The following is a 17,077-nucleotide window of genomic DNA, read 5'->3' on the forward strand; positions in this document are numbered from 1 at the left end:
GACACGTCCGAGACATCGGGGGTTCGAGTCACTGGTCCGCTACATCGCGATACCCACTATCGCGGGAGCCCTGTTTTCTGACCGGAGGGCAGCCTAACTCGCGAGGTGGCCGCTTGATAGCTCGTCAAAAGCCGCCGTTCGCGCGCGCGATTCCTCGTCACTCAAAATGGTCGATGAATAGGGTCGAGTAGAGGCGTCGATCGCTCGACGCCCCCCTCACAGCTCCGGACGTGCAGCTTTCCCGCATCCGGCTCCTCTGACGAGTAGCTTGATCAGGCCATTTGGTGACGCCAGTCGCCTACATGCCCGATCGATATCGGGAAGACCTTCAGAATCGCGTTGAACCGCTCCCACGACAGCTTCGGCCGTTGGCTTCGCCGTAGCAGGACCCGCCGCCACGCCTTCATGACCTGAAGACGGAAGCGACCGAGGCAGGTGCTATTGCCAGGGATACCGAAGTAGGCGTAGTGCCCGCGTGAAGCCCAGGAAGTCGAACACCTCCGGCCGCGCCCTGCCCTTGCGCCGACGATTTTCTTCAGCAAACCGTCCGAACTCGATCAACCGCGTCTTGTCCTCATGGAGATGAAGACCGAACTTGGCCAGTCGCTCCGCCAAGGCCGCTGTCATCGTCTCCGCATCCTGCCGTCGCTGGAATAGGAGCAGGTAGTCGTCGGCATATCGGACCAGCCGTACTTGACCGGTCGCGTGCCGCCGCTTCCACTGCTCCACCCAGAGATCGAGCACATAATGCAAGAAGATGTTGGCGAGCAGCGGGCTGATGCCCGCGCCCTGGGGCGTTCCCTCCACCGTCTCGGCGTACACGCCACCCTCCAGGATGCCGGCACGGAGCCATTGGCCAATCAGCCGCGGGACTCTCGGGTCGGCAATCCTGTGCGCCAGCATCCGCAGCAGCCAGTCGTGGTCAACGCTGTCCAAGTATCTGCGGATGTCGGCATCGAGTACCCAGTTCACCGGCTCCGTTGTGATCGCTTCGCGCACCACCCGCAGTGCCTGATGAGCACTGCGTCTGGGTCGGAAGCCAAAGGAGCAATCGAGGAAGTCGGCTTCATAGATGGCGCTCAAGACCTCCGCCACCGCGTGGCCCAATACACACCCTGCACGCTTGCTGTCTACGCTTGGTCCTGCCGTTACCGGTTCGGACCCAAGACTCGCTACGAGGCGTCTGGCTAAGACCTACCTCGGCAGCACTTTCATCCGCTAGACATCATGAGCTTCTCCTGACGCACTTCAAATCCGGGAGGCGCAACCACCGATACCGACATTCAGTTCGAGTTGCGATCTGATCGAGGGCTTTTCGTCCCTTTTCACGTCCGAGCGTGCGGCTTGAGCTTCGCGCGCAACGTCATTTGTGCGGAGTCCGTCCTCCGACCCCACGTTCTAATGCTACGCTTTGCGTGGCGACCAAGGCAAACATCACGGAACTAGCTGCAACAGCCGCTGTCGCGCGATTCATTGGTTTGTTGCCACAGCGAACAGCCGGATACAGTGGAGAGGCAGTGTGGCGGAGAGAGTGTCAGTCAATCCCCGTTGAAAGATCAAGCATTTTCGACTTTCCACGAGCCAGACCCACCGTTTGAGCTACGGGAAAATGCAGTTTCGCCTCCGACAGGGGATCACTTCTCGGCAGGGAAGATCGTTTTCCAATCGCCTTTCATATCGACGATCGTCCATTTGGACGCCGTCGCCGCGTCGAGCGCCTTGTCAAGCTTGCCGACCTTCGACTGCCGGTCGTCGGCATATTCGCGTGCCGCATCGGTATGGTGGATGATGCCGGCGAAGCGCGGGCCTGCGCCCGCGACAGTCCACTGCAACATCTGCAAATCGCCGTCGGAATTGCCGAATGCGAAGATCGGGCGTCGGCCGATAAAGCGGTGTATGCCTGCGGGCTTGCCGGCGCCGTCATCGACGAATTCGATCTTGGGCAGTTTCAGGAGTTCGAGCCCGCCATTGGCCCCAATCTGGAATCTCATCGCACCGGAAGAGCCGACCACCTGCTCGGGCGGAATCCCGTGGGCGTTCTCCGCAACACACGCATGAATTCGATCCCGCCGCCGGAGACGATGAACGTCTTGACAGCAGCCGATCCTCCGATCTGATCCGCCCGACCACGAGCCTGGCGCTCGCCGCCGACGCGCCTCACGCAAAGTTGCGCCCGCACCGAGTCGGCATCCGGGCCGCGAACTGGAATAGCCGAATGGACACCGCTTTTCGGTGCTGTTCGGGCATTGGGACCTTTCTGCGGTGAACGGCTAGAACGAGACCGGCGCGTTATGCCGCACGAGCACCTTCAATGGGTCATCCGTGGATTGCTCCATTGCCGAAGACAGCTTGCCCATAGCATCCGGCTTGGACACTCCAGCCTTCCGGTACCCCCTTGTCAGGTGCGCCCTTACCGAGCGAAGTAAGCTAAGCGCCTTGATCACGCCTCCCGAACCCTTCGATGTCGGCAACGACAAGCAAGAACGCTGCCAACTGATACGGTCGTCGAGCGCGCCTCAACGCCACTTGTTCGCTCAAACCGCGACAAGTGCGCTCCGGAAACGACTTGCGTTCCTCACATAGTGAGGCGCGGTGGAAATGAATTCCTCCCGCTCCTGGTCGCTCAGAACCCGTCGCAGCTTGGCGGGAGCGCCGGTCCACAGCTCGCCGCACGCAATTCGTTTCCCGGCCGTCAGCAAGGCGCCTGCCGCGAGAACTCCTCCGCGTTCGATGACCGCCCCGTTCATGACTGTTGCGCCCATCCCGACGAATGCCTTGTCGTGGAGCTGGCAGCCATGGATGATGCAGGCATGGCCGATGGTGACATCATCGCCGATCACCGTCGAAAACTCGCCGGGATCGACATGCACGATCGTGCCGTCCTGGATGTTTGTGCGCTTGCCGATCTGAATGAGGTTGGCGTCACCACGCAGAACGCAGTGAAACCACACGCCCGATTCCGCGCCTATCCGCACGTCGCCGATGATGGCGGCGGTCGGCGCGATCCATGCCGTCGTGTCGATGGACGGTTCGGCATCGCCCAAGCGGAAGATTGACGAGCCTTCAAAAGCTGCGCTCTGCCGTACGCTCACGTTCATATCGACACCTCAGAGATAGTAGCTCTTGTGAATGATCTTCCACTCGCCCTTGCAGAAGGCGAGGTTGAAGAGATCCTGGCCGTCCAACGCCCTTGGCCCCATGACAAAGCTGAAGGCGACACGCACGCTGGCGAGATGATCGACGATCTGGACCTCGATCTCGCGCGCCTTTTCCTCGGCGTTGTCGTACTTCGCGTGAAGCGACCCGATCGATGCGACGAACTCGTCGAGCGTGATCGTCTTTATCTCGTCGCCCTTCACGTAATAGTGCTGGATGTTCGCCTTGGGGTGAAACGTCTCGCGAAACGCCTCCTCGTCCCAGGTCTTCACGGCGGTCAGGTATTTTGCGATCACCTGGCCAACGGCCTGCTTCTTCTGCTCGATGGCTACACTGTCGGTCACGACTTCTCTCCTTGATGAACCTGTCAGATCGTCCGGCCCGCGGCATTCCAGTAATGCTCGCGGATATCCTTCTTCAGCACCTTGCCGACGTTGCTCCGCGGCAGCGACTGCCAGATTGCGACGCTCTTCGGCGTGCGGATGCTGCCAAGCTGATCCTTGCACAGCGCGATGAGCTCGCTCTCGGCCACGCTTGCGCCGGGCTTCAGCTCGACGACGGCGGTGACCGCTTCACCCCATTTGTCGTCGGGAACGCCAATCACCGCGCAGTCCTGGATCGCGGGATGCGTCCACAAGACCTGCTCCACCTCGCCGGGATAGACATTGAAGCCGCCGCTGATGATGATGTCCTTGCTGCGGTCGACGAGATGCACATAACCCTGCTCGTCCTTGATGCCGATGTCGCCGGTGTGGAACCAGCCCTCGCGGAAAGCCGACGCCGTCGCCTCCGGATTGGCCTCATAGCCGCCGCACAAATTGCTGCCCCGGCAGACCACCTCGCCCTTCTTTCCTGCCGCAACGAAACGTCCGTCCTTGTCGCGAACATCGATCATGACCAGCGGACTGCCGCGGCCGATGCTGCCGAAGCGCGGCGACTCGAAGGCCTGGGCGTGCTCGTCAGGCCCCATGATGGATACGGTGCTGGTCGCCTCCATCAGGCCATAGAGCTGCGTCATCACCGGACCGAATACCGACCAGGCTTCACGGAGCTTCTCGACCGAGATGGGCGCCGCCCCATACATCAGGTGGCGCAACGATGCGTAGCTGTGCTTGCCCGGGACGTGTCGGGCCAGCATCATGTAGAGCAGCGTCGGCGGCACGAACAGGCTCGTGATCGAGTGACGCTCGATCGCCTCGAGGATGAGCTCCGGAGACGTCCTTTCCAGGATGACGTTGACGCCACCCTCCGCAAAGACTGCGTGCGCCACCTCGCCGGCCACGTGAGAGAGCGGCGTCGCCACCAGATTCACCGGTCGTGAGCCGGCGAAGAGCTTGAGGCGATAATTCACGATGAGCGCCATCCAGTTCGCGCTCACCCGCATCACGCCTTTGGGCCGCCCGGTCGAGCCGCCGGTCGAGATCAGCGTGACCGTATCGAGAGGTCCGACATCGAGCTCGCACGGCATCGCGGTGGCCTCGCCGCAAAACGACTCGAGCGACGGGACTCCAGCGACCTCGCCATTCAGGACGACGACTCCCTTGAGGCTCGGTACTTTCGCGCGGAGGAAAGCGATATGTTCGGCGAATTGAACGTCGATAAACAGCCACTCGGCGCCGAACGCCTCCATGTTCGCCGCGCATTCGGCGGCGATGGCGCGATAATTCAGCGGCATCCAGACGAACGGCGTGCGGTGGACGCCGAGCTGGACTGAAAAGAACGACGGGTGGTTGTGGATCCAGGTCGCGATCTTGGCGCCGCGAGCCAGGCCGGTCTCCATCATCGCGTTGGCAATCTTGCGGCTCTCCGTCTGGATCTGCCCGTAGGTGACCACGCTCGAGCCATGAAGCACGGCCGGGGCATCCGGCCGGAGATCGGCTTGCTTGTCAAAGAACTCAAACAGACGCATGGCTTTCCTCGGCAGGGCTCGCGACGCGGTCCACGGCATCAACAAAGGTCGCAAAACTCTCGACCGGCGCGCGCTCGGTGGTGAGCTTGTTCGCCGGCGCATCGTCGTCGGCATAGCCGAGCGACATGCCGCATACGACGATCTCGTTGTCGGGCAGTTTGCAGATCCGTCGAATGACGTCGTGGTAGTGCCGCCACGCCGCCTGCGCGCAGGTGTCCAGACCGACGTCGTTTGCGGCGAGCATGACGGACTGGAGAAAGATGCCGTAATCGAGCCAACTGCCTTGTTGCAGCGACTTGTCGATCGTGAAGATCAGGCCGACCGGAGCGCCGAAGAATTCGAAATTGCGCCCTGCGATGATCCAGCTCGCGGCGCGGTCTCCATGCGCGACGCCCAGGAGCTGGTAGAGCGCGAAGCCGACGGTGCGCCTGCGGCTCAGATAGGGCTCGAACAGCGGTTCTGGATTGTAGTCGTATTCGCCGAACGGCTTCGGCGGCTTCTCGCGGTGCGGCTCCTGCTCGCGTCTGGCAAGCGTCTCGCGTACGAGCCGGTCCTTCGCCTCGCCGGTCAGGACGTAGACCCGCCAGGGCTGCATGTTCGTGCCGCTCGGAGAGCGCGACGCCGCCTCCAGGATCTTCATGATCAGCTCTCTCGGCACCGGCTTCGGCAGGAAGCCGCGCACGGACCGCCGCCGATGAAGGAGTTCTATGACGCTCATATCGACCGACCTCACTACAGTCCCCCGAGAAAGCTGTTGCGCACGGAGGGGTTGGACCGCAGCTCGCTGGACGGTCCCTCAAGGACGATCGATCCCACCCGCATCACGTAGGCCCGGCTGGTGACCTCGAGGGCCTTGGTCAAGTTCTGCTCGGCGAGAATGACGGCGGTGCCCGCTTTCGCGATGTCCGGTATTCGCCAGAGAACTTCATCGGTCAGCTTCGGCGACAGGCCGAGCGAGGGCTCGTCGAGAAGAAGCAGCCGCGGCTGGCTCATGAGAGCCCGGCAGACGGCCAGCATCTGCTGTTGGCCTCCGGACAGCGTCCACCCCAGGGCCGACTCCTTCTGCGCGAGTGCCGGAAAGAACTCGTACATCCGCGCGATCAGCCGGCGCGTTTCCGGCGCGCCCGCGAACGAGGCGATCTCGAGATTCTCGCGAACGGAAAGACCGGGGAACACGCGCCGTCCTTCCGGCGAGTAGCCGATGCCGAGCCGTGCGCGCAAATGAGCGGCGACGGCACGCACGTCCTGGCCGTCGAACAGCAGCTCGCCCTGGCTCAGCCTGAGAAGCCCGATGATGCTCTTGATCAGCGTGGACTTGCCGGCGCCGTTGGCGCCGACCAGCGCCACGGCTTCGCCCGCCTCCACCCGGATAGTGAGCCCGGTCACGGCGGTGATCTCGCCATACCGCACACCGAGATTGCGCGTCTCGAGAATGTACTTCACGCCATGGCCTCCGCGCCGTACCTGCGGCCCACATACGCCTCGATGACGCGCTCATCCTGGTAGATCGCGCTGGGCCGGCCGGACGCAATCAGCTCGCCATAGTCGAGGCAGACCATGTGGGTGGCCAGGCTCTTCAGGAATTCCATATTGTGCTCGATGATCAGCAGGGTGAGGCCGCGCGCGGCGAGACCTTCCAGGATCCTGGCGAGATCGGCCTGCTCGGTCTCGTTCAGGCCGGCCGCGGGCTCGTCCAGGAGGAGCACGACCGGATCGAGACAGATGGCGCGGGCGATCTCCACGAGGCGCTTGGTGCCGTGGGCGAGCGATCCGCAATTCAGATAGGCCGACGTTTCCAGGCCGAGACGCCGCAGCACGTGCATCGCGTGGGATCGCGCGCGCTCTAACCGCGCATCGCGGCGCCCGATCAGGAAGGCCTTTCCGAGCGAGGTCTGCTCGGTGCGGAAGCGCGCGACGGCGACGTTGTCGAGCACGGTCATGTCGTCGACGAGGCGCAGGTTCTGGAACGTCCGGCCGACGCCGCGCGCGGCGATATCCTCCGAATTCATGGCCGAGATCTCGTTCCCGCCAAGAACCATCTCGCCGCCATCGGCGCGATAGATGCCGGTGACGCAGTTGACCAGCGTCGTCTTGCCGCTGCCGTTGGGGCCGATCACGGCGGTGATCGATCCCCGCATCAGCGAGAACGTGACGTCGTTCAGCGCGTGGACACCGCCAAACGTTTTGGTCAGGCCGCGTATCGCCAGAATGGGCGTCTCGGACGGCATGAGCACGCCCTCGCCCGCCACTTGGCTCGCCGGCGCGGACGCAGCAGCCGGGATCGCCTCGCGCCCCACTGCAGCGGGCAGCAGGCGGTCGACGAGGCCGGCCAGCCCTTCCGGCGCCAGAACCAGAATCGCGATCAGGATGCCGCTGGTGACGATGACGTAGCCCTGCTCCAGTCCGCGCAACCACTCCGGCAGATGCACGACCAGCAGCGCTCCCGCCACGGCACCCCAAATGTGGGTGCGGCCGCCGATGACCGCCATGGTCAGGCAGGAAATCATCACCTTGAAATCGAGACCTTCGGGCGACACGATCCGGATCGTATGGGCGTGCAGGGCGCCTGCCACGCCAGCCACGGCCGCGCTCAAGAGGAACATCGCGAACCGGATCCGGTCCGGGTCGATGGCCAGTGAGCGCGCGGCAATCGCATTCTGCCGCACGACATGGCAGGCCAAGCCGTAGAGCCCGCGCTTGGTCTGATGGGCGACGAGCGCCGCCAGGAGGACGAAGCTCCACACGAACAGGAGGAGCGGCCAGCCACGCCCGATCTGGAAGCCGAACATCCTGGGAAGCGGAACGCCGGAAAGGCCGATGGCGCCGCCGGTGAGGGATTGCCAGTCGATCGCCAGCAGGAGCAGGACCTGCCCAATGCCAAGCGTTGCCAGAGCGAAGTAGTGGGATGCGAGGCGTAGCACCGGAAGAGAGATCAGCGCCGCGAGCAACACGCTGACCGCAATCGAAGCAGCGAAGGTCGCGGGGAAGTCGAACCCGGCCTTAGCGGCCAGGATCCCGGTTACGTATGCAGACAGACCGAAGAAGGCACCCTGCGACAGCGACAGCTCCCCGACATAGCCGAAGATGAACTGGTAGCCGATCGCCAGGATCGCGAAGATGCCGGCAAGGGTGAATAGCCGCAGGTCGTATGGCGACGACATGACGATCGGCCAGGCGGCCAATGCACAAAGGCCGATGATGCCGAGGGGCCGCCGAAGCTTTGCTCCGGACATCAGGCGCGCTGCTGGACGGCTTCGCCGAACAGTCCTTGCGGGCGGAAGAACAGCACCACCAAAAAAGCGAGGTAGAGCCAAATCGTCGATGCCGTGGGCGAGAATGCGGCCTGGAAGCTTGGAAGCGCATCGACCATGGCGGGCAGCATCAACGGCAGCGAGGGAACCAGCACCTCGAAGGCCGCGACGAGGAAGGCGCCGGCTATCGCGCCACGAAGACTCCCCCAGCCACCCATGGTGGCCGCAACGTAGGTCTTGATCATATATCCTTCGCCGTCGCCGGGCGTGATGTAGAACGTGTTGGCGAACATCAGGCCGGCTGCGCCTGCCAAGGCGGCGGCGATCCCGAAGGTGACGAAGATCATCGCGTTGACGTTCATGCCGAGCGCCCGCGCCATCTCCCTGTCCTCCGCGACGGCGCGAAGACGCTTGCCGAGAACGGTGCGGGACAGCACGAAGTATTGAGCGCCCACGATCGCAATGGCCAGAACGATCGTGGCCAGCGACTGCACGTTCAGAGTTGCAAGCCCCAGCTCGACCGAACCTGCCGTCAGCACGGGAGGTCCGACGCGCGGCGCCGGTCCGAATACCAGAAGGGTCGACGTCTCCAGGATCGCGCTCATCGAGATCGTCGAGATGAACACGGATACCGCGGAGCGATTGCGCAGCGGATAATAGGCAATGAGCGCCAGGGCCCCGCCGACGAGCATCATGCCCGCCAGCACGACGGGCAGGACGACCGCGCCCGGCAGCTTGAGCATCGTTCCGAGGCTCGCGGACAGGAATCCACCCACGACCACGAAGCTTCCATGCGCCAGGTTGACGGCACCTGTCGCGTTGAGAACCAGAACGAAGCCGATCGCGAGGAGCGAGTAGGCCGCTCCAAGCGCGAACGTATTGACGAGGAGTTGCAGCATGGACGGTCTGGTTGATCGAGGATTAGAAGCCGGCGACGTCGTCGTAGCGCTTGACGAGTTTTGGCGTGAGCGATGCGCCGTCGTAGCAGACGATGACAACGGAGTGCGCCAGGTTGCCCTTGCCGTCGGACTTGTAGGTCATCGCAACACCCCGATACTCGCTCGACGACATGTATTTGCGGACGTCTTCGGCTGACTTTGCTCCATTCTTGACGGCGGTCAGCGCCATCATCAGGCCGTCATACTGCTGGATGGCGTAGGCATCGGGCATTGCGCTAAACTTCGCCGTATAGTCGTCGAGGAAGCGGTCCGTCGCGGAACTAGCGCCCTTCTCCAGCCACGAAGCGCTTTCGGCGCAGACGCCCTTGAGCTCCGAAGGCTGCAAAAGCGCCGCGGTCGCCGGCATCGCGATGGTCGTGTTCCCGACCACGTGGATCTGGATATTGGCGGCCGCGAGCTGCTTGACCACCATCGCGATGGAGGCGCTGTGCATCTGAATGAGGACGACGTCGGGCTTCGCCGCCTTCAGCTTGGCCAGCGTTGCCGAGATCTCCTTCGCGCTGAGATCGATTCCCTCGGAGAACACGACCTCTCCGCCAGCCTTGGCCAGGTACTCCGACATGTACTTGAAGCCGCTCTGGCCGTAGCCCGTGGTATTGTAGAGGATTGCGGCCTTCTTCAGCTTGAGCTCGTCGACGACGTAGCGGATATGTGCGGCCTTCGAGATCGCGTCATGCGGATACAGGCGGAACATGTAGGGATTGCCCTGCTCCGTGACGGGGCCGGTTCCGGTGGGCGCCAGGAGCGGCATCTTGTAGTCGAGGGCCCCCGGCAACATCGCGAGCACCTGCGTGCCGAACAGCGGTGCGACGACGAAATCGACGTTCTTTTCGCCTGCAACGCGCTCCAGCGCATTCGCGCCGCCGTCCGCCGCAGTGCCGGAATCCACCGTCACGCTCTTGATCTTCAGCCCGGCGGGGGCATGAGCGATGGCGAGGTTGGCGCCGTTGAGCTGCGATGTACCTTCCAGCGCGAGCAGGCCGGTAATCGGCGCGATGATCGGCACGGTCAGGTTTGTTTCCTGCGCCCTGGCGCCGGACGAAAACAGCACCATGGTCGCAAGCACGATTGCGCCAGTAGATCTCATAAACGCGTCTCCAAAGTTGCCGAGGGCTGACCTTCGTCTTTCCTAGGAGGACGCTCGCACGACTGTTACGAGATGCACCAATACTGATTTCCGACGGGACCCTTCAGCTTTTCCGACGCCTTGGCATCATGCGCTGCGCGCAGCACCACCGGCCCACTCTCCTCCACGGGCGGCGGGCGCGGCCCTGCGACAAGGACAATAGACCGCCGAGCGCCTCAGGCGCCGACGGAACATTCCTGCCGGGTCACCTTGTGCGGGCTGGTGATTTCTTCTGCCAGCTCCGAGAGGAGCTGGACCACGGCGTTGATCGGCCGGCAGTTGGGCCGGTTCGTGGCCCGCACGATGTAGCTCTGCAATGCCAGCGCGGGTTCGATGATCGGCCTGTAGTCGACGGCTCGCTGGAACTCGGGGGCCTCCCCGATGCAGGGAAACACGCTGTAGGCATTCCGGGCAGCAACGAAATCGTAGAGCAGCGTGATCGAGTCGATTTCGGCGACGATGTTCAGTTCAACGTTCAGCTTGCTCGCCATGCTGTCCAGCAACAGGCGGCAGGCGTGGATTCGCGATGTATGATGAAGCGGCACCCCGCCGAGATCGGCGAAGCGGACCGGCTCGCCCAGCTCCCGATCGCGATCAATCGGACCGAGGAGATAGAGCCGCTCATTCAGGAAGGGAGTGGCGCCGACCACTTTGTGGGTGTCGGGGAGGTACAAGATCGAGAGATCGAACCGGCTTCCGGCGTGCCAGGCGGTGACTTCGCCGCTCAGTGCCTCGAAGATCTTGACCTCGAGCTTCGGGAAGATGAGCTTCGCCCGCTCGAGCAGCCGAGGCGCCACCACGTTCGCAATCGTCGTGATCATGGCGATGGTCACGCTGCCCGAGACCTCACGATCGAGATCGGCGACCGCGGAACGCGCTTGCTCTATCTTGGCCAGGATCTCCCGCCCATGCTCGAGAAAAACAACCCCGGCAGGTGTCAGGCGTATACCCCTGGCGTGACGCACCAATAGAGTGGCAGCCAGCTCGGCTTCCAATTGCCCAATCTGGGCACTGATCGCCGGTTGAGAAATGTGCAATCTCTCAGATGCTTTGGCGAAGCTTCCGCAATCGGCAACAGCCTGAAAGTATGCGATTTGCTTGATGTCCATGCTAAAGAGAAAGCAATTTGCGTGCCGTTGGCGGCATCCTGGGCAAGTGTGCCGGATCCTGCTTCAGTCCGTCGCAGGAAAGAACCGGACCAACGGCCGACCGGTGCTTGGAGCCCGGCCACGCGCCGGCCGCTGCCGCGCTCAACCTCGCATCATCGATCAGCGCGCTGCACGGTTTCGGGAAGACCAACGATTTCGACCTTCTGCTCGGCAGCATCGTCGAAATGAGCCGGCCGCAGCCGCTCACGCCGTACATGGAAGTCGAAAAGATCGAAACGATTGTAGCCGGCGGCCACATCATGAAAGCGCTTGGGTTCAACGCAGCGCCGCAAATCGAACTCGGCATAGACAAGGCCCTCTGCCGTCGTCGCCTCGCCGAAAACCGCGCCGGTGGGATCGACGAAGAAGCTTTCGGCCACGGGCGTTGCTTCCAAGACGCTCGAGGCGGCCTTGTCGCCATCGGTAATCCGGTCGATGGCGGCCTGGTCGAGGCAACTTCCGACCACCACGACGAAGCACTTGGCCTCGAATGCGTGCGCGGCAGCCCGGATGCGGTTGGCCGATCGGTTGTCGTAGTTGCCGACCTCTTCCGGTGGCCGGGTGGGCCATACGGGCGGATAGGACGCAACGTGGATCTGCTCGCCCTGCGCGATCAGCGCGAAACGAGCGAGCGGATTGGTGTTCTCTCCGCAAATCAACGCTCCAATCCGCCCGATCCGCGTCTCGGCCACGCGCAGGCCGAAAGCATCACCCGGATTCCAGGCCAGTTTTTCGTAGAACGTCGGCACCAGCTTGCGATGGTGCACGAGCACGACGCCGTCATCTCTGATCAGGATATTGCTGTTCCACAATCCACCGACGCTGGCGCGATCACGTTCACTGAAGCCGAGAGAGACGAAGATCTTGTGCTTTCGCGCCGCGTGGCGAATCCGCTGAACTTCCGGACCATCGGCATAGATGCTCGCGCCGGCGAATGCCGCGAAGGCTGCATGCGTACGGATCGGCGCGTGCACCGCCGTCCAGATCGGAAACCCCGGTATAAAGCTCTCGGGAAAGGCAATGAGCGATGCGCCTTCCCTTGCAGCCTGCGCGATGAGTCCGGCAGCCTTCTCGGCCGTTTGGGTTGCGTCGAGGAAGATGGGCGCCACATGGGCTGCGGCGATCTTGACTTGTTCAGAACTCATTCGATCCGTCCTCCTGCATATAAGACACCGTGTAAGCAATTGACTCTTGGGGCATGTATGCGATGAAATTCTCGCAAGAGAGACTGATTGGAGCCATCCTTTGACATCTCCCATCGAACGCATCGATTGGGATGATCTGCGCATCTTCCTTGATGTCGCTCGCGTCGGCAGCCTCACCCAGGCTGCGCGCGCGCTGAAGGTAGACCATTCGACGGTCAGTCGCCGCCTTACACGGCTGGAGCATGCGGTCGGCGCGACCCTCTTCAAGCGCGGACGCGGCGGCGTCACCTTGACCGAGATGGGCCTTGCCGTGATGTGCCGAGCCGAAGAGCTGGCCGCAGGTATCCGTCACTTGCGTGCGGACGTGAGCGGTTCGACCGCGGCCGGTCTGGTACGGCTCGCGACAATGGAGGGCATTGCCTCGCTCTGGCTCACGCCGAGGCTGCAAGCCCTGCGCACGCGGGCGCCCGACGTCCAGCTCGAGCTGGTCACGTCCTCGCAGCAAGTCCGCGTCAATCGGCGGGAGGCCGACCTGTTTCTGTCGTTCTTTCGTCCGACCGGCCGCAACCTGATCAGTTCGCAGCTCGGGGGGTTCACCACGCATTTGTGGGCGTCGCCCGACTATCTCCGAAGAGCCGGCGTACCGCGGGCTGCCGACGACCTCCCCCATCACAATTTCGTCGGCTATATCGAGGAGTTCGTTCTTGTCGACGCCGTGCGGTGGCTTGAAGAGCTGGTTCCAGACCCTCGCTTCGTCTTCACCAGCAACAGCATGCTTTCCCAGCTTGGCGCGGCACGCGGAGGCCTCGGCATCGTCTGCCTGCCTTCGTTCAGTGGCGCCGACCAGGTCGGCCTGGTCAAGGTGCTGCCGAACACGCTCACGGGACGGCGGGAGCTGTGGCTGACGGCCCATGCCGATCTCGCCGGATCTCCACGCATCAAGGCGGTCACCGACACGCTGCAGGATCTGATCGCTCGCGACAAGGCGTTCTTCCGTGGCACGGCGCGTCATCGGTGACTCTGTCCGCCCGCCGCGTCGATTGCGCCGCGCTCGATGACGTAGGCGTGGTCGACGAGGCCGCGGCCGTGCGTCGCATCGGACTCGCTGACCAGCACGCTGAGCGATCCCGTCTTTCGGAGCTCGGAAAGGATTTCCGCGATGCGCTGGGCGAGCACCGGAGCGACGCCTTCAAAGGGCTCGTCCAGCAGCAGCAGGTTGCGCGCCACCATCAGCGCCCGCGCCAGCGCGACGAGCTTCTGCTGGCCGCCGCTCAGCTCCATGGCTCGACGCCGGCTGAAGGGAGCGATCTCGGGAATCAGCGAATAGCACCAGGCAAGCCGCGCCTGCGCGTCGGGACGCGGATTGGCCCAGACCGGCAACAGAATGTTCTCCTCGACCGACCAGCCTGCGATCAACCGCCGGTCCTCGGGCATGTAGCCGACGCCATGACGGGCATGGTCGGATGGGCTGGCTTCCGTGGTCGATCGATCCCCGATCCGGATCTCGCCTGACCATCGCGGGATCAGGTTCATGACCGAGCGCATCAGCGTCGTCTTGCCTGCGCCGTTGCGGCCGATCAGGGCGACGAACGCATTTGGCCGGACGTGAAGCGAGACGTCGCGTAGAACGTCCGCTCCGTCGATGCGTACGCACAGGCGGTCAAGCTGAAGCATAGCGATCCTTCACCTGCGGCGAGGCCCCGCCGGCGGCCCCCGTGATGAAACGAATGACATCCTCGTCGGCAAAAATGACGTCCGCGGCGCCATCAGCGATGATCCGGCCCTCGTAGAGCGCGATCACACGCGAGGCATGTTCACGCACGATGTCCATGTCGTGCTCGATGAAAATGACGGCCGTCGAGGCTTTGCGAAACCGCTCGATCAGGCCGGAGACGAACTGGTTCTTCTCGTCGGAGCTCACGCCGCTGGTCGGCTCATCCAGCAGTACGAGAGCGGGATCGGCGCAGGTCGCCATCGCAATGTCGAGCAGCTTCCTTACCCCCTGGGGGATGTTCGCGACGACGGCATCCGCGTGCTCGCCGATACCGTAGGCGCTCAGGACGCGCTCCGCCTGATCGATCAAGCCTCGTTCGGAGAAGCGGCGCAGGATCGACGGACGCCGTTCCGCCAGAAGGGAGAGCGCGATCATCATGTTCTCGCGCGCAGTGCTCCTGCCGAAGAGCTGCGGCACCTGGAAAGAACGCGCGATGCCCTGGCGGACGAGGAACCGCGGCGGCAGTCCGGTCACGTCCATCCCGCGAAACATGATGCGACCATCAGTCGGCTTCAGGTAACCCGATATGATGTTGAAGAGGGTCGTCTTGCCCGCGCCGTTGGCACCGATGATCCCGACGATCTCGCCATGGCGCACGGTCAGGTCAATCCCCTTGGCCGCGAGGAAATCCCCGAACCTGCGCTGAACCCCGATACATTGCAGCAAGTCGGTCATGACGACCTGCCGCGTTCGAGGGTGTGTGGCCGCAGCGCACGTATCTTGCGGACCGCCGACCAGATCAGCACGATCAGGCGATCGAGACCTGCCGGAAGAAAGAGCACGATCGCAAGCATCATTGCGCCGAATGCCGTCTGCCACTGGTCCGGAAACAGCGCCGACGCGTAGCTGCGCAGGATCTCCAGAAAAAAGGCGCCCAGCGCGGGGCTGAGGACGCTCGCCTGGCCGCTGAGGAGCACGACGAAGATGAAGTCGCCGGCCGTCGTCCAGTAGGCGAATTGCGGGTCGACATGACGCGCCGACAATCCGGCCAGTGCGCCGCCGGCGCCGGCGAGCATGCCGGCGATGCCGTAGGCGACCCAGACCACCTTCCTCACCGAATATCCCAGATATTCGATCCGGATCTCGTTGTCGGCAACGGCGGGAATCAACGCGCCAAACCGCGAGCGGAGAAAGGCGTGCGTCATGATCGCCAGCGCCGTCCACACCCATATGCAGAAAACGAAGCTCGCCCACTGGGCGTCCGGACCGCGCGGACGGTAGCCGAGGTAGGACATCAGCCCGATGTTCAGGCCGTCGCTGCCACCGAACAGGCGCACCTTGGTCGCAACGCTGAACATCACCATCGACAGAGCCAACGTCAGCATCGAGAAGAAGATGCCGCGATATCCTGCGAGAAGCTGACCAATGATGGCCGCCGCCAGGCCGGCGGCGATGGCGGCGACCATCACGAGCGCAAGAGCGTCCGTCACGCCGCCATATCTGGCTATCAGGGCAACGGCATAGCCGCCGACAAAATAGAAAAGGCTCTGACCGAACGACAGCAAGCCGGCCCGCAACAAGATCATCACGCCAACCGAGGCCAGCGCGGTCGAGGTCGAGAGTTGCCCGAGATAACGGATCCAACTCGGAACGCCGGCAGCGCCGACCGTCGCGACGATCGCAACGGCGAGCAGCGCCGCAATGGTCCAGTCCATCCGGTGCCCCTTCATATGCGGCGCGCCGCGACCGGGGCCAGCAATCCATGCGGTCTCACCGCAAGGACGGCCACCATGGCAAAGTAGACTGCGAAAACCTCGACCTCCGGCATCAGATGCGCCGTGACGGCACGCGCGAGCCCGACGATGGCGGCGCCAAGCAATGCGCCGGGAATGCTGCCGAGACCTCCGACGACGACGACGGCGAAGGCAATGACAATGACTTCGACGCCAATGCCCGGGCTGACTGCAATTTTCGGGGCCGTCAGCGCTCCCGCGATGCAGCCGAGGACCGAACCGACAATGAACGTACCGGTCTTGATGCGGCCGACATGAATGCCCATGGCAGCGCTGATCTCGCTGTCGAACACGACCGCCGTCACGCAGCGTCCGAGCCGCGTCCGGTTGAGCGTGTACCATGCCGCTGCCGCGACCATCAGCGAAACACCGATCAGCGCGATGTCGTAGGTCGGATATTGCAAGCCGCCGATGGCGATCTGACCAAGGTTGTCTCTCGGCTGCGCCGCATACAGCGACCGGCCGCCCGATATCATCTTGGTCAAATCGTCCAGCACAAGAAACAGGGCATAGGTCGCGATCAGCACCAGCGGCTCGGGATGACCATAGAGCCGGAGCAGGACGCAGCGCTCGACAAGCAAGCCGATGAGAGCGCCGATCACGCTCGCCGCTCCAAGCGCGGCTGCGAGCTGAAGCGCCGTTCCCCATCCGAGCGCGACCGAAGCGCCGATGGCATAGATGGCTGCATATGCGCCGACGGAGTAGAATGCTCCGTGCGCGATGTTGAGCAGACGCAGCACGCCGAAAATCAAGGTCAGCCCGACGGCGACCAGGAACAGCCAGGCCGAAAACGAGGCAGCATCCACGATGATGGCGCTGAGCGTACCCAAAAGACTTCTCCGCATCTCGGATGAATGGGCGCAGCATCCGCGGCTG

At 63.3% G+C, this 17,077-nt stretch carries 16 protein-coding genes and 1 pseudogene; 1 reads left to right on the plus strand and 16 read right to left on the minus strand.

Annotated elements, in window-relative coordinates:
- Window positions 1–438: 438 nt before the first annotated feature.
- The 12 genes and pseudogenes from YY7_RS54205 to YY7_RS0138465 form a co-directional block, all read right to left on the minus strand.
- Entirely contained in the window at window positions 439–1,095 is a 657-nt protein-coding gene (locus tag YY7_RS54205) for a reverse transcriptase domain-containing protein (RefSeq protein ID WP_051397144.1), read from the minus strand.
- A 539-nt stretch (window positions 1,096–1,634) separates the two neighbouring features.
- Window positions 1,635–2,092: pseudogene (locus tag YY7_RS54210) on the minus strand (haloacid dehalogenase-like hydrolase); the annotation flags it as partial.
- Between the two features lie 442 nt (window positions 2,093–2,534).
- Window positions 2,535–3,098 (minus strand): gamma carbonic anhydrase family protein, encoded by a 564-nt coding sequence (locus tag YY7_RS0138420; protein ID WP_051397145.1) that lies wholly within the window; start codon window positions 3,096–3,098, stop codon window positions 2,535–2,537.
- A gap of 9 nt (window positions 3,099–3,107) precedes the next feature.
- Window positions 3,108–3,500: a nuclear transport factor 2 family protein gene (locus YY7_RS0138425; RefSeq protein WP_028167812.1), complete on the minus strand. Its 393-nt coding sequence runs from the start codon at window positions 3,498–3,500 to the stop codon at window positions 3,108–3,110.
- A gap of 23 nt (window positions 3,501–3,523) precedes the next feature.
- Complete coding sequence (locus tag YY7_RS0138430; RefSeq protein WP_028167813.1) at window positions 3,524–5,065, minus strand: AMP-binding protein; 1,542 nt, start codon at window positions 5,063–5,065, stop codon at window positions 3,524–3,526.
- The gene (locus YY7_RS54215) at window positions 5,052–5,783 is read right to left on the minus strand and encodes a nitroreductase (protein WP_051397146.1); all 732 of its coding nucleotides are present in this window, start codon (window positions 5,781–5,783) and stop codon (window positions 5,052–5,054) included. The genes YY7_RS0138430 and YY7_RS54215 overlap by 14 nt, the downstream gene beginning before the upstream one ends.
- Before the next feature lie 14 nt (window positions 5,784–5,797).
- On the minus strand, window positions 5,798–6,508 hold the full coding sequence (locus YY7_RS0138440) for an ABC transporter ATP-binding protein (RefSeq protein WP_028167814.1): 711 nt from the start codon (window positions 6,506–6,508) through the stop codon (window positions 5,798–5,800).
- Complete coding sequence (locus YY7_RS0138445; RefSeq protein WP_035692019.1) at window positions 6,505–8,298, minus strand: branched-chain amino acid ABC transporter ATP-binding protein/permease; 1,794 nt, start codon at window positions 8,296–8,298, stop codon at window positions 6,505–6,507. The genes YY7_RS0138440 and YY7_RS0138445 overlap by 4 nt, the downstream gene beginning before the upstream one ends.
- Window positions 8,298–9,215, minus strand: coding sequence for a branched-chain amino acid ABC transporter permease (locus YY7_RS0138450; protein ID WP_028167816.1), 918 nt, complete (start codon window positions 9,213–9,215; stop codon window positions 8,298–8,300). The genes YY7_RS0138445 and YY7_RS0138450 overlap by 1 nt, the downstream gene beginning before the upstream one ends.
- Window positions 9,216–9,237: 22 nt before the next feature.
- Entirely contained in the window at window positions 9,238–10,362 is a 1,125-nt protein-coding gene (locus YY7_RS0138455; RefSeq protein ID WP_028167817.1) for an ABC transporter substrate-binding protein, read from the minus strand.
- A gap of 215 nt (window positions 10,363–10,577) precedes the next feature.
- Complete coding sequence (locus tag YY7_RS0138460) at window positions 10,578–11,510, minus strand: LysR family transcriptional regulator (RefSeq protein WP_028167818.1); 933 nt, start codon at window positions 11,508–11,510, stop codon at window positions 10,578–10,580.
- Between the two features lie 152 nt (window positions 11,511–11,662).
- Complete coding sequence (locus YY7_RS0138465; RefSeq protein WP_028167819.1) at window positions 11,663–12,694, minus strand: carbon-nitrogen hydrolase family protein; 1,032 nt, start codon at window positions 12,692–12,694, stop codon at window positions 11,663–11,665.
- Between the two features lie 100 nt (window positions 12,695–12,794).
- On the opposite strand from YY7_RS0138465, the gene YY7_RS0138470 reads away from it, so the two are divergent.
- Window positions 12,795–13,712 carry a LysR family transcriptional regulator gene (locus YY7_RS0138470; protein WP_028167820.1) on the plus strand — a complete coding sequence of 306 codons (918 nt, stop codon included), beginning with the start codon at window positions 12,795–12,797 and terminating at the stop codon, window positions 13,710–13,712.
- On the opposite strand, the gene YY7_RS0138475 is transcribed toward YY7_RS0138470, so the two are convergent.
- Genes YY7_RS0138475 through YY7_RS0138490 form a run of 4 tightly spaced genes read right to left on the minus strand, consistent with a single transcriptional unit; the run spans window position 13,703 to window position 17,031 of the window.
- Window positions 13,703–14,368 (minus strand): ABC transporter ATP-binding protein, encoded by a 666-nt coding sequence (locus YY7_RS0138475; protein ID WP_028167821.1) that lies wholly within the window; start codon window positions 14,366–14,368, stop codon window positions 13,703–13,705. The genes YY7_RS0138470 and YY7_RS0138475 overlap by 10 nt on opposite strands.
- Window positions 14,355–15,143: an ABC transporter ATP-binding protein gene (locus tag YY7_RS0138480; protein WP_028167822.1), complete on the minus strand. Its 789-nt coding sequence runs from the start codon at window positions 15,141–15,143 to the stop codon at window positions 14,355–14,357. Before YY7_RS0138480 ends, YY7_RS0138475 begins: the two co-directional genes overlap by 14 nt.
- Window positions 15,140–16,123 (minus strand): branched-chain amino acid ABC transporter permease, encoded by a 984-nt coding sequence (locus YY7_RS54220; protein ID WP_196237397.1) that lies wholly within the window; start codon window positions 16,121–16,123, stop codon window positions 15,140–15,142. The genes YY7_RS0138480 and YY7_RS54220 overlap by 4 nt, the downstream gene beginning before the upstream one ends.
- 11 nt (window positions 16,124–16,134) lie before the next feature.
- Window positions 16,135–17,031, minus strand: coding sequence for a branched-chain amino acid ABC transporter permease (locus tag YY7_RS0138490; RefSeq protein ID WP_028167823.1), 897 nt, complete (start codon window positions 17,029–17,031; stop codon window positions 16,135–16,137).
- Window positions 17,032–17,077 lie beyond the last annotated feature (46 nt).

It is taken from the genome of Bradyrhizobium elkanii WSM2783 (genome assembly GCF_000472865.1).
Lineage (GTDB): Bacteria > Pseudomonadota > Alphaproteobacteria > Rhizobiales > Xanthobacteraceae > Bradyrhizobium > Bradyrhizobium elkanii_A.